The 16,901-nt window shown below is 68.6% G+C and carries 12 protein-coding genes; 7 read left to right on the plus strand and 5 right to left on the minus strand.

What is annotated here, in order from left to right; all coding sequences use genetic code 11:
- Positions 1 to 306 precede the first annotated feature (306 nt).
- From BLW84_RS40895 to BLW84_RS40925, 7 genes are all read left to right on the plus strand, one after another.
- Positions 307 to 1,935 (plus strand): GMC family oxidoreductase, encoded by a 1,629-nt coding sequence (locus tag BLW84_RS40895; RefSeq protein WP_245761737.1) that lies wholly within the window; start codon positions 307 to 309, stop codon positions 1,933 to 1,935.
- A gap of 9 nt (positions 1,936 to 1,944) precedes the next feature.
- The gene (locus BLW84_RS40900; RefSeq protein WP_177226977.1) at positions 1,945 to 2,337 is read left to right on the plus strand and encodes a gluconate 2-dehydrogenase subunit 3 family protein; all 393 of its coding nucleotides are present in this window, start codon (positions 1,945 to 1,947) and stop codon (positions 2,335 to 2,337) included.
- 23 nt (positions 2,338 to 2,360) lie between these two features.
- Complete coding sequence (locus tag BLW84_RS40905) at positions 2,361 to 3,866, plus strand: aminobutyraldehyde dehydrogenase (protein WP_093277245.1); 1,506 nt, start codon at positions 2,361 to 2,363, stop codon at positions 3,864 to 3,866.
- Positions 3,867 to 3,882: 16 nt separating this feature from the next.
- Complete coding sequence (locus BLW84_RS40910) at positions 3,883 to 5,328, plus strand: purine-cytosine permease family protein (protein ID WP_093277248.1); 1,446 nt, start codon at positions 3,883 to 3,885, stop codon at positions 5,326 to 5,328.
- Positions 5,329 to 5,406: 78 nt separating this feature from the next.
- Positions 5,407 to 6,369 carry an agmatinase gene (speB, locus tag BLW84_RS40915; protein ID WP_093277251.1) on the plus strand — a complete coding sequence of 321 codons (963 nt, stop codon included), beginning with the start codon at positions 5,407 to 5,409 and terminating at the stop codon, positions 6,367 to 6,369.
- 180 nt (positions 6,370 to 6,549) lie between these two features.
- Positions 6,550 to 8,055, plus strand: a complete 1,506-nt coding sequence (locus tag BLW84_RS40920; RefSeq protein ID WP_093277254.1) for a PucR family transcriptional regulator — start codon at positions 6,550 to 6,552, stop codon at positions 8,053 to 8,055.
- A 117-nt stretch (positions 8,056 to 8,172) separates the two neighbouring features.
- The gene (locus BLW84_RS40925) at positions 8,173 to 9,105 is read left to right on the plus strand and encodes a LysR family transcriptional regulator (RefSeq protein WP_342743226.1); all 933 of its coding nucleotides are present in this window, start codon (positions 8,173 to 8,175) and stop codon (positions 9,103 to 9,105) included.
- On the opposite strand, the gene BLW84_RS40930 is transcribed toward BLW84_RS40925, so the two are convergent.
- The 5 genes from BLW84_RS40930 to alr all read right to left on the minus strand — a co-directional run bounded on the left by BLW84_RS40930 (position 9,094) and on the right by alr (position 16,803).
- Entirely contained in the window at positions 9,094 to 10,206 is a 1,113-nt protein-coding gene (locus tag BLW84_RS40930) for an Mrp/NBP35 family ATP-binding protein (RefSeq protein WP_218157675.1), read from the minus strand. The genes BLW84_RS40925 and BLW84_RS40930 overlap by 12 nt on opposite strands.
- A 17-nt stretch (positions 10,207 to 10,223) precedes the next feature.
- Positions 10,224 to 13,061, minus strand: coding sequence for a molybdopterin-dependent oxidoreductase (locus BLW84_RS40935; protein WP_093277257.1), 2,838 nt, complete (start codon positions 13,059 to 13,061; stop codon positions 10,224 to 10,226).
- Between the two features lie 19 nt (positions 13,062 to 13,080).
- On the minus strand, positions 13,081 to 14,625 hold the full coding sequence (nrfD, locus tag BLW84_RS40940) for an NrfD/PsrC family molybdoenzyme membrane anchor subunit (RefSeq protein ID WP_093277293.1): 1,545 nt from the start codon (positions 14,623 to 14,625) through the stop codon (positions 13,081 to 13,083).
- Positions 14,626 to 15,095: 470 nt separating this feature from the next.
- Positions 15,096 to 15,587, minus strand: a complete 492-nt coding sequence (locus BLW84_RS40945; protein ID WP_093277259.1) for an ATP-binding protein — start codon at positions 15,585 to 15,587, stop codon at positions 15,096 to 15,098.
- A 79-nt stretch (positions 15,588 to 15,666) separates the two neighbouring features.
- Positions 15,667 to 16,803, minus strand: coding sequence for an alanine racemase (gene alr / locus BLW84_RS40950; RefSeq protein ID WP_245761738.1), 1,137 nt, complete (start codon positions 16,801 to 16,803; stop codon positions 15,667 to 15,669).
- Positions 16,804 to 16,901: the final 98 nt, after the last annotated feature.

Raw genomic sequence — 16,901 nt, forward strand, 5'->3', positions numbered from 1 at the left:
GACAAGTGATGTCACTTCGCTTGCTCCCGGACGGTCGGCCCTCGCGACAAGGTCACCCGGACCCGGCCAACCCGCGCCGGGAGGTACGACGTGACCGTCGAGGCTGGCGGGGACGAGCTCATCGTCCGCTGGTTCGCCGGGACCGTGCACGCCGTATTCCAGGGATAGGCCCAACGGACGGTCTCCTCCGGTTGTGCATTTGCTCAAGTAGTGCCGACTCGGTTGTGGCGGTTGGACCGTAGCGTGGCCGAGCCTCGCGCAAGCATTCTGTGCCGCACCAAACCGAGCTGATCGGGAGATCGACTGGTGAACGCACAGCAGGATCACCGCGACGCAGACGTCCTCATCGTGGGTGCCGGTGCCTCCGGCGGAGTGGCGGCCCTCGAGTTGGCCACGCGTGGGTTCCGCGTGGTCTGCCTCGAGCAGGGCGACTGGGCACTTCCGGATGACTTCCCCGGGGGGAAGCCCCAATGGGAACTGGCCCGCTTGAAGCAGTGGAACCCCAGCCCGAACATGCGCGAAGCGGCAAGTGACTACCCGATCGACGTCACCGAGAGTCCGATCGAGCCGCTCATGTTCAACGGTGTCGGAGGCAGCACCATCCTGTTCTCCGGTCACTGGGTGCGGGCGCTGCCCTCCGACTTCCGGGTCCGGACCCTCGACGGGGTGGCGGACGACTGGCCGTTCACCTACGAGGACCTGCGCCCGTTCTACGACGAGGTCACACACCACATCGGTGCGTCCGGGCTTGAAGGCGACCCGGCTTACCCGGATGCGCACACGTTCCCGCTGCCGCCGCTGCCGATCGGCAAGTACGGCCTCGCCGGGGCGAAGGGGATGGACAAGCTCGGCTGGCACTGGTGGCCGGCTCCGAACGCCATCGCTTCGCGGAAGTTCAAGAACCGGCCCGCCTGTATGCGGTACGGCGCGTGCGAGTCCGGGTGCCCGACCGGAGCGAAGGCGAGCACCGACTTCACCCACTGGCGCGAGGCGATCGCCGCTGGAGCGGTCCTGGTGACCGGTGCCAGGGTGCGGCGGCTCACGGTCGACAACCGTGGTGCGGTGACCGGCGCCGAGTACCTCGATCGCGACGGCACCCTGCGTCATCAGGCGGCAGGCGTGACCGTGCTCGCCGCCAACGGGATCGGCACCCCGCGACTGCTGCTCAACTCGACGTCCGCGCACTTCCCCGATGGCCTGGCGAACTCCTCGGGTCTGGTGGGCAAGCGGTTGATGATCCACCCCTACGCCTCGGTGTACGGAACCTACGAGGACGAGCTCGAGACCTGGCTGGGCCCTACGGGGCAGGCACTGCAGTCGATGCAGTTCTACGAGACCGACACCGACCGGGGCTTCGTCCGAGGGGCGAAGTGGAACCTGATGCCGACCGGTGGCCCGCTCACCCACACGTTGTGGGAGCCCGGCCAGGACTGGCGCGAGGCGTTCGGACCGGCCTTCCACAGCCGGCTGCGGAGCACCTTCGGGCGCTACACCGAGTGGGGCATCACCACCGAGGACCTGCCGGAGGAGCACAACGAGGTCGTCCTCGACCCGGCGGCCACCGACTCCGACGGCATCCCGGTGCCGAAGATCCGCTACACCATCGGCGAGAACACCGAGCGCATGCTCAAGTTCCACGTCGACCGGGCCACGGAGGCGCACCTAGCCGCGGGCGCTACCGCGGTCCACCCCATCCCGGTCGTCCGCGACAGCGGCTGGCACCTCCTCGGCACCGCCCGCATGGGCACCGACCCTGCCACCTCCGTCGTGGACGAGTACGGCCGCGCCCACGACGTGCCCAACCTCTTCATCATCGACGGCAGCGTTTTCGTCACCTCGACGGGCGTCAACCCGACCGCGACCATCATGGCGGTCGCGCTCCGGGCGATGCGCCACCTCGCCGACAACCGGCACGACCAGACCACTTCCCGCTGAGGACCTGTGATGCTCGATTCCGAACAGCGACGCACCTTCGCCGCACTCGCAGACGTACTCATCCCGGCGTCCGGGCCGATGCCGTCGGCCACCGCAGCAGGGGTTCCGGAGGCGTTGATCGATCAGGTCCTGGGCTACCGGCCGGACCTGGCCGAAACGTTCGCCGGCGCGGTGGCCTCGTGCGCAGGCCAGGGGCCCGAGGCGGCACTAGATGAGCTCGCCGCGCGCCGTCCCGACCAATTCCAAGCCCTCACCCTGCTCACTGCCGGAGCCTACTTCCTGAGTCCCCAGGTGAAGTCCGCCCTCCCCTACGACTCACCGCCGCGCGCGGCCCACGACGACACCGACGCATACGTCGACATGTTGGTGGACGTCGTAGAGCGTGGTTTTCCGACCGCTTGAGCCCGACGAACGAAGGATCCACGATGACCGAGACGCGACCCCAGATCGAGGCGGCTCCCCTGACCGGCGAAGACCCGGCACCGGTCGATGTCGAGCCCGAAGCGTTGCCGCACTTCGTCGACGGCGCTCGCTGGACGGGCACCGGAACCGAGACCCGTCCAGTGGTCAACCCCGCGACGGGACAGCCGATCGCCCGAGTCCTGTGCGGCACGGCGGCCGACGTCGACCAGGCCGTGGCCGCTGCCAGGACGGCGTTCGCCGAATGGCGCCAGAAGACGCCGAAGGACCGTGCCGACGTGATGCTCGAGGCCGCGGCCGTGGTCGAGACGCACGCCGAGGAACTAGCGCGGCTGGAGTCTGCCAACGCCGGCAAGCCGATGCCGCTGGCGCGCGAGGACGTCGCCTTCACGATCGACACGCTGCGGTTCATGGCCGGGGCGGTCCGCGCTCAGCAGAGCTTGAGCGCCGGTGAGTACGTCGCCGGCCGCACCTCGATGATCGTGCGGGAGCCGGTCGGGGTCGTCGCGGCCATCACCCCGTGGAACTACCCGCTGCTCACTGCGGCCTGGAAGATCGGGCCGATCCTGGCGGCCGGCAACACCTGCGTGCTGAAGCCGTCCGAGCAGACCCCGCTGACCGCTCTGCGACTGGCCGAGCTGCTGGCCGATGTGCTGCCTGCCGGCGTGCTCAACGTGGTCGTCGGTGACGGGCCGGTCGTCGGCGAGGCGCTCGCGACTCACCCCGATGTCGCCCTCGTGTCAGTCACCGGCAGTGTCCGCAGTGGTCAGGCGGTGGCCCGCGCGGCCGCCGAGTCGCTCAAGCGCGTGCACCTCGAGCTCGGTGGCAAGGCGCCTGTCCTGGTGTTCGCCGACGCCGACCTGGACGCGGTGGCCGACGGCGTCGCGTTCGCCGGCTTCGGCAACTCCGGACAGGACTGTGGTGCCGCATGCCGGGTCCTCGTCGAGGAGTCGGTGTACGACGACCTGGTCGCACGGCTGGTGTCCCGGGCGGAGGCGCTGGCCGTCGGCGACCCGGCGGAGGGGGACCACATCGAGATGGGCCCTCTGGTCACGCAGGCGCATCGCGACCGGGTGGTCGGCTTCCTGGACCGGGCCTACGCCGAAGGCGTGCGAGCCGCGACTGGCGGCAAAGCACCGGACGGTGACGGTTTCTTCGTCCTCCCGACCGTCCTGGTGAACATCCCCGACGGTGCGGAGTGCACCCGCGAGGAGATCTTCGGCCCGGTCGTGACGGTCGAGACGTTCACCTGCGAGGACGCCATGATCGCGGCGGCAAACGGCACGAGGTACGGGCTGTCGGCGTCGGTCTGGACCGAGAATGCGCGGCGGGCCGCCGACCTGCCCGGTCGGCTGGACTTCGGCACGGTCTGGGTCAATGACCATCTCGCGTTCGCCGCCGAGATGCCGTGGGGCGGCTTCAAGTCCTCTGGTTACGGGCGTGACCTGTCGGCGTACGCGCTCGACGACTACTCGCGCACCAAGCACGTCATGGTCAACCGGACCCGGTAGCCGGGGAGAACAGAGCATGAGTGAGCAGCTGACAGGGCGGCGGGAGTCCGCGGCGAGCATCGAGTCGGCCACCATCCAGCCCATCCCGCTGGACCAGCGACACGGCACGAACCGGGACATGTTCACGATCTGGTTCGGCACCAACATCATGGTCCTGGCCATCGTCACGGGTGCTCTGGCCACCACGCTGTTCGGCCAGCCGGCGTGGTCCGCGGCCCTGGCGATCGTCATCGGCAACCTGTTCGGTGCGGTCTTCATGGCACTGCACTCCGCGCAGGGCCCGCGTCTCGGCGTACCTCAGATGGTGCAGACCAAGGGCCAGTTCGGCTCCTGGGGCTCCGTGCTGATCGTGCTGATCGTGGTGTGCATGTACCTCGGGTTCTTCATCTCGATCCTGGTGTTCGGAGGCGAGTCCCTCGCGTCCGTCATTCCACACCTCGGGCAGCGCGGCGGCATCGTCCTGATCGCCGCCGCCAGCCTCGCGGCCACCGTCTGGGGATACGCGCTGATCCACGCCTATGCGCGGATCATGACCTTCGTCTCGGGCGCGGTCCTGCTGCTGGCATTCGTCTGGGCGTTCGTGGTCAACCCGGTCCCGGTCACTTTCTTCCAGACCAGCGGCGCCAGCCTGGCCGGGTTCATGAGCATCGTGTCGGCCTCGGCCGTCTGGCAGATCGCCTACGCGCCGTACGTCTCGGACTACTCCCGCTACATGCCGGCGCAGACCGGCGCGAAGCCGGCATTCTGGATGAGCTACTGGGGCAGCAGCATCGGTTCGATCCTGCCGATGTTCCTCGGCGCAGGTATCGGGTTGCTCCTGCCGGACCTGGACCCCGTCGTCGCCCTGACCAAGGCCACCGCAGGGATCAGCGTGCTGGTCGTCGCCGTGTTCAGCGTCGGCGTCGCGGCCACGAACGCGATGAACCTCTACTGCAGCACCCTGTGCACGATCACGATCGTGCAGACGTTCGCGCCGCGCTTCACCGCGCGCAGCCGCGAGCGGGCCTTGATCGCCACCGGGTTCGTCGTGGTGGCGCTCGGGGTGGCGCTCACCGCGGGCGATGACTTCGTGGCGACGTACAACAACTTCCTGACGTTGCTGCTCGGCTCCCTGGTCCCCTGGACGGCGGTCAACCTCGTTGACTTCTACCTGGTCCGGCACGGCGACTACGCGGTCGAGGACTTCTTCCGGCGCGACGGCGGTCGATACGGGCTGGTGAACTGGCCGGCGGTGATCTGCTACCTGATCGGGGTCGCGGTCCAGCTGCCCTTCATGGTCATCGGCACGGCGTACACCGGGCCGATCGCCGGGCTTCTCGGCAACACCGACATCTCCTTCATCGCCGGCCTGCTCATCGTCTCGCCGCTGTACTACGTCACCGTCACGGCGCTGGCCCGGCGGAAGGCGGGCGCCGGCGAAGCCGTCGCAAGCGTCGTGGACGCGCAGCCGCAACCCGAGTAACCCGATCAACCCCAGAGACGGTCCGTCCGGCGTCTTTCGTCAATCCACCCACCTCCCTTTGATCGGAGCCACCCAACGATGAGCGACCACCAGCCGATCGGTGCCCTCGAAGCCACCGTGGTCCCGCGCTTCGCCGGGCTCGGGACCTTCGCGCGGATCCCGGCCATCGACGCCGTGCCCGACTACGACATCGCCGTTCTGGGCGTCCCCTTCGACGGGGGCACGTCCTACCGGCCGGGCGCCCGGTTCGGGCCGATGGGGGTCCGGCAGGCCTCGCGGCACCTGCGGCCGAGATTCCACGTCGAACTCGACGCCGCGCCGCTGGAGCGGGTCCAGGTCGTCGACGCCGGCGACGTCCCGTGCACGCCGTACTCCATCGACGATGCAGTCCAGCAGATCGAGGGGTTCGCCCGCGAGGTCGTCGGGGATCGGGACCGGCGCCTGGTGACCATCGGTGGTGACCACACCGTCGCGCTGCCGATGCTGCGTGCCGCGCGGGACAAGTACGGCCCGATCGCGCTCATCCACTTCGACGCGCACCTGGACACCTGGGACACCTACTTCAAGTCCCCGATCACCCATGGGACGGTGTTCCGCCGCGCGTTCGAGGAGGGGCTGCTAGCCGAGGAGAAGTCGATCCACGTCGGCATCCGCGGGCCCATCTACGACCGGCTCGACCTCGTCGACGACGCATCGTTCGGATTCCGGGTCATCCGGGCCGGGGACCTGGACACGCTCGGCATCGACGGCGCCGTCGATGCGGTGCGGCGGCGGGTGGGGGACGCCCCGGTCTACCTCTCGATCGACATCGACGTGCTCGACCCGGCGTTCGCACCAGGCACCGGTACACCGGAGATGGGCGGACTCTCCAGCCGTGAACTGCTGCACCTGCTTCGCCGGCTCGACGGTCTCAACCTGGTCGGAGCCGACGTGGTCGAGACGGCTCCGGCCTACGACCACGCCGAGATCACGTGCGTGGCCGCCGCGACGGTTGCCTTCGACCTCATCACGCTCATGAGCAAGACCGAGATGCGCGCCTGACCCGTCGGCTGCCACTTCCGCCTGACCGGTCCAGGCGCCGCAAACGACCACCACCAGCACTCGACGGCCGGGCAGCAGGTCCAAGAACACTCCGTTCGCTCGTTGCCCGGTCGTCCCTGGTGCTCGCTGCGGAGCGTGCAAACGCACAAGAGCTGCCATACGACTGTGTAGCGTGTGGCCATGGGAATCACGGTGGCGGATCTGCTCGAGCTGCCACACCTGCGGCTGCACCTGCACTCCGGGGCAGGCGGGCTCGGCCGGGAGGTCACGTGGACGCACACGTCTGACCTGCCCGAGCCGTGGCAGTGGCTGGCCGGTGGTGAGCTCCTGATGACCAACGGCATGTCGTTCCCGGCCGACGGAGTCCGGCAGCGGGCCCTCATCGAGCGCCTGGTGGACGCCGGGGCAAGCGGCCTGGCAATCGGGGAGCGGATGTACTGTCCGCCGCTGACCGATGAGCTCGCCGAGGAGAGTGAGCGGCTGGGGTTCAGCGTCTTGACGGTGGACTACCCCATGCCGTTCGTGGCCATCTCGCAGGCCGTTGCCGCCGCGAATCTGCTCGAGCAGTCCGATCGGCTGATCCGGACCGAGCGGATCTACCACGCCATGAAGCGAATGGTGACCCATCGTGGGGAGTCATCGGTGCTCTCCCAGGACCTGTCACAGCAGCTGGACTGCGAGGTGCGCGTCTGCCACCGCGCGTCGGCTCAGCCGTGGTACCCACAGGACCCACGCCTCGACCCGATGGTCACCGAGGCACTGCGCCAGACCACATCAGGCGCTTCCGACCTGCGCGCTGGTGCGTTCGCAGTCCCCCTGCGGGACGGACGCGAGCTGCGACTGGTGGACATTCCGACACAGCCGAGCGCGGTGCTCACCCTGGTGTCGACCGGCCGCAGCGTGCTCGACGCGATCCTCATGCAGCACGCAGTCACGGTGCTCGCCCTGGAGCTCTCGCAGTCGTTGGTCAACATCGAGCAAAACCGCCGACTGGGCGCCGAGCTGTTGGCGCAGCTGATGGAGGGGCAGATCGACGCGTCCAGTGGCCACCGTCAGCTGCAGGCACTCGGCCTCGACGTCTCACAGGCCACCCTCGTCGCGATCACCTCCGGTGACATCGACGAGCTTCGGGGGATGCACGTTGCGCTGTGGCGAAACGGTGTGCGGCAGCTCGTCGTCCATCGGCGAGGCGTGCTCTACGTCTTCTGCGTCGACAGCGATCGGGTCAACTCCGTGATCCGCGCGAACCTCGGCGACGAGGCGCTGGTGGGGATCAGCGGCCCGATCGTCACCGTCGATCGGATCCCCGAGGCGGCGCGAGAGGCGAGTTGGTCGGCCCACGCTGCGGCCGGCGTCACCCCGCACACCTTCAGGTACGGCGACGCCACTCCGCTGCTGGGCGTCGCAGGAATCGACGATGCGAACGCCCTGGTCTTGCGCGTCCTCGGACCGCTCATCGACTATGAACGGCTGCACCAGTCAGAGCTCTTGCACACGCTCGAAGCATTCCTCGACAACCAGCGCTCCTGGCGGAAGACCGCGGATGCGTTGCACGTGCACCGGCAAACCGTTCTCTATCGGATCCGGAAGGTCGAGGAGATCACCGGGCACAACGTGAACGACACACGTGACATCGCCGAGCTCTGGTTTGCCCTGCAAGCCCGCGCACTTCTTGCGGACGCTTGACAATCGTCTCGAAGAAGTCGCGTGCGAGGAGCGGGTCCGCTTGGGAGCGCAGCACGATCGGCCGATTAAACCGGTCAAAGATCCCCAACACGACGTGGCACTCGTAGGATTCGCGATGTGGCACAGCTGTCGCCCCGGATGCCGGAGATCGGTGCACTCGAAGTGCTGCTCAGCGTTGCACGGCTGGGGAGCTTGAACCGCGCGGCCAAGGAACACGGCATCTCGCAGCCTGCGGTGAGCTCCCGGATCCGCTACATGGAGCGACTGATCGGTGTGCCGCTGCTGGAGCGTTCCACCTCCGGTTCGCGGTTGACCCCGGCCGGCGCGCTCGTCGCGGACTGGGCCCGTGACGTCGTGGAGTCCGCGGCGGTACTGGACGCGGGGATCAGCGCGTTGCGGGCGGAACGCGCCCACGAACTGGGTGTCGCCGCGAGCATGACAGCAGCCGAGTACCTGGTGCCCGGGTGGTTGGTCGCGCTCCACGAGCAGGCGCCGGAGCTGAAGGTGTCGTTGCGGCTGGCCAATTCGGCTGACGTGGCCATGTTGGTGCTCGGCGGTGAGGTCGAACTCGGGTTCGTCGAGGGCCCGTCGGTGCCGGAGGGACTGGACAGCCAGGACGTGGCCGCCGACCGGCTGGAGGTGGTGGTGGCGCCGAGGCATCCGTGGAGTCTTCGGCGCACCCCGGTACCGGCGACGGAACTGGTGGCGACCCCGCTGATCCAGCGGGAACCGGGCTCCGGCACCCGGTACACGCTGGAGCGGGTGCTCGCCGCCTTCGGACCGCTGGCCCCGCCGCTGCTGGAGGCCTCCTCGACGACCGCCGTCCGCTCCGCCGCCGCAGCGGGGGTGGCACCTGCCGTGATCAGCTCGCTTGCGGTGGCCGGGGACCTCGTGGAGCGTCGGCTGGTCGCGGTCCCGGTCGAAGGCATCGACATGCGGCGGGTGATCCGCGCAGTGTGGCGGTCCGGGCATCAGCTGCTCGGACCGGTGCGGGACTTGGTCGGGGTGGCGACGCGGTCCCGGCACGCCACACGACGCTTACACGACTGACAGCGGCAGCGGAATCCCCGCGAGGCCGCGCCGCACCACCGGCAGTTCCGCAGCAAGCTTCGCCACCGCGGCCGCGGACGGCGCATCGGGATCGCGCGCCACCACGGGAATCCCGGCGTCGCCCGCCTCGCGCATGGCGGCGTCCAGCGGAACCTGCGTCAGCAACGGCACGTCCAGTTCCTCGGCGAGCCGTTGACCGCCGCCGGAGCCGAACAGCGATGTGGCGGCGCCGCACGACCCGCAAACCAGCGAGGACATGTTCTCCACGACCCCGGCGATCGGCATCCGCTGGTCGCGAGCCATTCGGCCGACGCGGGCGGCGACGGTCTGCGCTGCGGGCTGCGGCGTGGTCACCGCCAGCAGCGCGGCCTGCGGCACCAATTCCAGGAGCGAAAGCGCCACGTCACCGGTGCCCGGCGGCAGGTCGAGCAGCAGCACGTCGAGATCGTCCCAGTGCACGTCCACCAGGAACTGCTCCAGCGCCTTGTGCAGCATGGGTCCGCGCCACACCACGGGTTCGGTGTCTTCGACGAAGAATCCGACCGACATCAGCCGCACGCCGTGCGCTTCGACCGGCAGCATGAACCCGTTCAACGCGATCGGATTGCGCCGCACGCCGAACAGGTGCGGGATCGAGTAGCCCCACACATCCGCGTCGAGCACACCGACGCGCTGTCCGGACCGAGCCAGGGCGACCGCGAGGTTCGCCGTCACGCTGGACTTCCCGACGCCCCCCTTGCCGCTGGCCACGGCGTAGACCCGGGTTCGCTCGGCGAGACCGCGCGGTTTCTCGCCGCGGATGTGGCCGGCCAGCTCCATGCGTTCCCGCTCCGACATGGTGCTGAAAACGACGTCGACTGCGGCGGCGCCGGCAGCGGTCGCGGCGTTGGTGACGGCTTCGCGGAGCGACTCGCGCAGCGGACATGCCGAGGTGGTCAGGGCGATCTCGATGCGCGCCCGGCCTTTGCGGTCCACCTCGACGTCGCGGAGCATGCCCAGCTCGGCGAGACCGCGGTGCAGTTCCGGGTCTTCCACGGCGCCGACGGCGGTGCGCACCGACCCGCTGTCGGTGCGAGGTTTTGCCCTGTGGTTCAACAACATCGCCATACCTCCATGGGTCAGACGCGGAAGGCGCGGCGCACCGGTGGTACCGGCCGCATCAGGAACTCCGGGCGGCGCTGGCCGTCTGGGCCGAGCAGGGCACGGGTCTTGGCGAGCCATTCCCGGTACACCGCACGGGAGCGCCGGGTGTCGACGTAGACGTCGCCGTAGCGGTCTTCCGCGTGCGCCGGGGCCAACCTGATCTTCTGCAGCCAGCAGTGCATGCCCGACCACGGGTCGGGATGCACCGCGAATGCGAGGTTCTGGTGCACGCCGGGATCCTGCCAGTCGATGCGCGCGGAGTCCGGGTCATCGGAGTCGAACGGTGCGATTCCGGTCTTGTGCCGCAGCATGAAGGTGTGCTCTCCGTCCGGGTGGGACAGTTCGACCATGCCGGCGACCCACCGGCTGCCTTCGCCGGGGTGCAGCCGCCACCGTCCCATGTGGTGCGACAGTGCGCACACACCCGGCCGGATCCCTTCGGTCACCCAGACGCGGCAGACGAAGTAGCCGATCTCGGTGCTGATGCGCACCAGACCGCCGGTGTCGACCCCGTGCCGCCTGGCGTCGGCGGAGTTCAACCACAGCGGGTGAGTGTTGCTGATCTCGTTCAGGTACTTGGCGTTCCCGGACCGGGTGTGGATGAGCGTCGGCAGCCGGAAGGTCGGCACCAGCACGAGCTCACCGGCGGCGATGTCGATCTCGCTGTGGGCGACGTGTGATCGGATGTATCCTGGCGTGGCGTGCTCGGGCCAGCCCCAATCGCGCATCGTCGTCGAGTACACCTCGAGCTTGCGCGACGGGGTGAGCCAGCCGGCGGTGACCGAACCATCGTCGTGCCGCACGCCGACGGACCCGGCTTCGCCGACCACCGGTGGCGCGGAATCCAGCGTCACCGGCCGCCGGAACACCCCGTCCGCATCGGCTTCCGCGCCCTCCAGTTCGGCGTCGGTGAGTTCCCGCTCGTCCTGGCGGTAGACGTTGTCGTCGATCTCCACGACGCCGTAGCGCCGCATGTACTCCAGCGGCGTCATGCCCTGCTCGGCGGCCTTCTCCGGCAGTCCCGGCACCTGGTTCTCGAACATCCAGCGGTAGTACTCGTCGACGGTGATCTTCTCGCCCGGGCGGTACGGAGATTCGAAGTGCTCGCGGATGCCCAGTGCGTTGTCCGGATCGATGCGCCAGGACAGCTCGAACCAGAATTCGTTCTCCTCCCACACCTCGCCGGGGTTGGTGTCGCGGGTGTCGGTGTAGTCGCGGCCGAGCCGGTCCATCGCGACCCGGCGCACCGGTTGGCGGAAGCCGAGCCACCGGCCCGCGTGGGTCTCGTAGGAGTGCGTGTCGTGGCGTTCCGGGCCGTGGCCCATGGGCAGCACGTAGTCGGCGAACTCCGCGGTTTCCGACCAGGTGGGGGTCAGCGCGACGTGGAGACCGACCTTTGCCGGGTCGGTGAGCTGCTGCATCCAGGTGAAGCCGTCCGGGTTGGTCCAGATCGGGTTGTAGACGCGGGAGAAGTAGACCTCCAGGCGACCACGCCGTTCGGCCAGGAAGTGCGGCAGCAGGATGGACATCTCGTTGGTGGACAGCGGGTATTCGCGGGGCCAGGTCAGCTCGTTCCAGTGGTCGTGCGGCGCGGGCATCGCCGGTCCGTGCGGGATGAGCTTGTTCCAGCCGTTGGGGCTCGTGCCGCCCTTCGCGCCGATGCTGCCGGTCAGCGCGAGGACGAACCACAGCGCGCGGGCGACTTGCCACCCGCCGAGGTTGCCGGCGCACGCCGAACGCCAGACGTGCGAAGCCAGCCGGCCGCCGCACGCGGCCACGGTCTCGGCCACTTCGGCGATCTTGGCGGCCGGGATCCGGGCCTCTTGGGCGGCGAATTCGAAGGTGTACGCGGCGTAGTCGGACTCCAGGCGGTCGAGGAAGGTTCCGAAGTCCGATGGCGCGTCGGGGTGCAGTTCGCGCAGGTAGGTCTGCCAGTTGAACCAGCGTCGTAGGAAGGCCTCGTCGATCTGGCGCGTGCGCAGCAGGTGCGAGGCGATCGCCAGCAGGATGGCGGCCTCGCTGCCCGGCCACGGCGCCAGCCAGGTGTCGGCGTGCGAGGCGGTGTTGGACATCCGCGGATCGAGCACGATCAGCTTCGCGCCGCCCTGCTTGCCCTCCATGATCCGCTGGGCGTGCGGGTTGAAGTAGTGCCCGGTTTCCAGGTGCGAGGACAGCAGCAGGATCACGTTGGCGTTGGCGTAGTCCGGTGATGGGCGGTCGTAGCCGGCCCACAACGTCATGCCGAAGCGCGCGCCGGACGAGCAGATGTTGGTGTGGCTGTTGTGCCCGTCGACGCCCCAGGCGTTCAGGAATCGTTCGGCGAAACCGTCCTCGCCGGGTCGCCCGACGTGGTACATCACCTCTTCGTTGCGGTTCTCGACGATGGCCCGCCGGATCCGGGCGGCGATGTCGTCGAGCGCCTCGTCCCAGGTGACCCGCCGCCACTGCCCGGCGCCGCGGTCGCCGGTGCGCTTGAGCGGGTGCAGGATCCTTTCCGGGTCGTTGAGCTGGTTGATCGTCGCCGGTCCCTTGGCGCAGTTGCGACCGCGTGAGCCAGGGTGCGCCGGGTTGCCCTCGAGCTTCTTGATGGACAGATCGTCCTTGTCGACGTAGGCGAGCAGTCCGCAGGCGCTCTCGCAGTTGAAGCAGGTGGTGGGCACCAGCGCGTACGAGCGGGGCACCTTCCGCGGATGAGCCTTGGCGTCGAATTCAACGTGGTCGTCCCAGGCGGACACCGGCGGGAAGTTGCGCAGGTGTTCGTGGTTCCGCGCACCCGGCAGCACCGGTTCGGAGCGCGGTTGCTCGTTGTGCATGGGCGTTTCCTCTCCCGTTTCAGGACAGCGGAACGTCTTGGGCGGCGCGCACGAACACGCTCTCGTAAGCCAGCAGAGCGCCCTGGACCACCACACCCGCCAGCACCGGGAACGCGACTGACGTGCCCTGCCAACCGATTGCGGCCGCTACCGCGGCGATGCCGGCAGGCGCAACGCCACCACCCCAGAACAGGCGCGCGTAACGGCCGCGGGTCACCATGTGCGCGGCGGCCTGGGAATTGCGGGTCGGGTGTCGGCCCAGGTACTCCAGCAGCAGCATCACCACGTGCAGCACGGTGCTGATCGCCAGGGTGCGGGAGACGAGCGCGATCGCGTCGCCGGACGGGCCGACGAACACGGAAAGCAGCAGGAGCGCACCGGCGCCGACCATTACGGCCTGCACGATGAGGTGCCAGAACAGCAGCGGGGACTGCCACAGGTCGCGTCCTTCGGCCTGACCGAACAGGAATCCGGTGTACCCGGCGGTCATCGCCGCCGCCGGTACCGCTGCCCAGGCCAGCGGAGCCAGCACCACGTCGGCGGCGTGCGCGCTGAGCACCCCGGCCCCGGCCAGCACACCGGTGCACAACCAGGCGGTCGCGATGGCGGCGAACACGCCCAGCACCACCGCGCCCCAGACCAGCCACGACGTCGGGTTGGGCTTCAGCAGCAGATACAGGAAACGCTTGGGCTGCTTCAAGTCCCAGACCAGCAGAACCCCGGTGGCTGCTACGCCGGCAGCGCCGAGCGCCGGTGCGACGATCGTCCCCAGCGGACCGAGTTCGATGCCGAGGAACCGCGCCAGCACGGCGACCAGCAACGCACCGGCACCGAACGCCTTGGTCCACAGGTAGGTGGTCACACGCCACCCCCACGGGCGCGGATGCGCCGTGTTCAGCGTGGTGCGCGCGCGGCTGACCGGGTCGACGGGAAGGTCTTTCGACGCCTCGCGGCGGTGTTCATCGGGCTGCGCCCAGATGTAGGATTCGCCGGTCGGCGCCGCCAGCGGATCCAGGACGGCCCGGTCGGCGCCGAGGTAGAAGACGTTCGGCCCGGTGTTCTGCTCGGGCGCGCGAACCTGGACCGGATTCTCGTTGACCAGCTTGGCGATCCCGCTGCCGGGATCGTCGAGGTCTCCCACCCAGATCGAGTGGGTCGGGCACACCACTACGCACGCCGGCTCCAGCCCCTCGTCGACTCGGTGGGCGCAGAAGTTGCACTTGGCGGCCGTCCGGGTGTCGTCGTCGATGTAGATCGCGTCGTAGGGGCAGGCCTGCATGCAGCCCTTGCACCCGATGCACCGTTCCCGGTCGAAGTCGACGATGCCGTCGTCGCGCTTGAACAACGCTTTCGTCGGGCAGATCCGCACGCAAGGCGCGTCCGTGCAGTGGTTGCACCGCATCACGCCGAAATCCCGGGTGGTGGCCGGGAAGTCGCCGGACTCGACGTACTTGACCCAGGTGCGGAACTTGCCGACCGGCACTTCGTGCTCGGTCTTGCACGCGACCGTGCAGGCGTGGCAGCCGATGCAGGTTCGCTGGTCGATGGCGAAGCCGTAACGCACGTCGTCCTCCTTGCCAATGTCGGAGGTGGAAGCCAATCGCGGTCGGTCGAACGAGATGTGTTCGGCGCTCCAATTCCTCTGGGCGTCGAGAACCCGTCCGGATCAGACCGTAGATCGGTTCGCCCACATCGACATCAAAGGCCGATGTTGAGGGGTATAGGGTGATCTTTGGGTCTCCGACTGGGTGACGGCGTGGGAGATTCCGTCCGGGATCGGCACCGCCGTTCGCGGAGTTGCGGTGATCGCCGCGATCGGCGGTGTGCTCTTCGGTTATGACACCGGTGTGATCTCAGGTGGTTTGCTGTTCATCCGCAAGGAGTTCGAGCTCTCGTCTCTGCTGGAAGGCGTGGTGGTTGAAGCATCGGTGCAGGCGGAGGCTCTCGCGCTCTACGGTGGCGGCACGGCCCACATCCCCCTGTCGCAACAGAGCGATGCCGTGGTGACCCAGCGCGTACGACTTGTACCAGCGTTCACCGTACGCATCGCAGAGCGAGAGGCAGTTTCGCGGCTTCGTACTGCTCGAGATCGTCCGGCGTCATTGGCTGGTCGGGATCGACCGTCGACAGTGGTGGAACTACGAACACCTGCTCGCCCGCGATGCGCAAGGCCTGCCGGCTCGTGGTGAGCACGCGCACTTGCGGGCAGGTCTGGAGAAGTTCGCTGATGAGGAAGCCACAGGCGTCACACAAGTGCTCGCAGTTGTCCAGGACGAGAAGGGCTTGCTTGTCCGCCAGGTAGCCGGACAGCGCGGCGACCGGGTCATCGGAATGGTCCCGGAGACCGGCTGCGATGGCGACGACTTGGGGGACAAGACCGGGATCGTTGAGATCCGCCAGCTGTGCAAGGAAGACCCCAGCTGGGAACGACCTTTGTGCGTGGGCGGCGACCCGAAGTGCCAAACGGGTCTTGCCCACGCCTCCGACCCCCGTCAACGTGGCGAGGCGGGAGGAGGCCAACAGCATCTTGACGTGGTCGAGCTCGTGTCGGCGGCCGACGAAAGTTGTCGATTCGGCGCGATGGTGATTGTGCTTGACGACTGATTCAGTTGCCCGCGATCGTTCGGGTAACTCGGGGCCGGTACATGCCGGTGACGATTTCGTAGTGGATCGTGCCCAGCCGCTCGGCCCACTCGGCGGCGGTGGGTTCTCCTCGGTCACCCGGTCCGAACAGCACCACTTCATCGCCTTCGGCGACCGTGTCGTCACCGCAGAACACCACGAGCTGGTCCATGCATACCCGCCCGACCACGGGGCGACGCCGCCCGCGGAGCCACACCGACATCTGCCCGGACAGTGCACGCGGTACTCCGTCGGCGTATCCGACCGGCACGAGCGCCAGGTTCGACGGGCGCTCGGCAATCCATGTGTGCCCGTAGGACACACCCTCGCCTCCGGCAACGCGCTTGGTCAGCGCCACTGACGACCGGAAGGTCATGGCGGGGCGCAGTCCGTGGTCACCGTGCTCGGGCACCGGATCCAGCCCGTAGATGGCGATCCCCGGGCGAACCAGGTCGAAGTGCAGGTCGGGGCGGGTCAGCAATGCCGCCGAGTTCGCGATGTGTCGCAGGGGGTTCAACCCCGCGCCCACCGCTAGGTCGTGTGCCCGGCGGAACGCCTCGACCTGCGCGTCGATCGAAGCGTGGACGGGGTCATCGGCGCACGCCAGGTGAGACCAGACCGCGACGACTTCCAGCAGGCCATCGGACTGCGCCTTCGCCGCCGCCTCGACGAGTGCGGGCCACAGGTGTTCGGGGCAACCGTTCCGGCCCATCCCGGTGTCGATCTTCAGGTGTACCGCGGCCGTCCGGCCCGTGCGGCGCGCGGCAGCGGCAATAGCCTGCAAGTCCGCCATCGAAGACGCCGATAGCTGCACGCCGGCCGCTACCGCCGGTGTGAAGTCCTCGCCGTGCGCGTATAGCCAGCACAGCAGCGGCGAAGTGATACCGGCCGCGCGCAACCGCAGCGCTTCGTCCGGGGATGCCACGCCGAGCCAGTCGGCGCCGGATTCCAGTGCGGCACGGGCGACTGTCACCGCGCCATGTCCGTAGCCGTCGGATTTCACGACTGCCATCGTTCGTGCCCCCGAACGTCGCGCGTGCCCGGACAGCACGGCGACGTTGTGGCGGATCGCCTCGACATCGACTCGCAGGTCGGCGCGGTACGTCCGCTTGCCCTGCACGGCCGGTGCGTTAGCCGGTCCCGCACTCGTGTCATCCGGCGCAAGAGGCTCCAAGTTCATTCTCATCTCAAGTGGACGGTCATGTCGGGCGGGGCTGT

The organism is Saccharopolyspora shandongensis (assembly GCF_900106995.1).
In the GTDB taxonomy this organism is placed as follows: domain Bacteria; phylum Actinomycetota; class Actinomycetes; order Mycobacteriales; family Pseudonocardiaceae; genus Saccharopolyspora; species Saccharopolyspora shandongensis.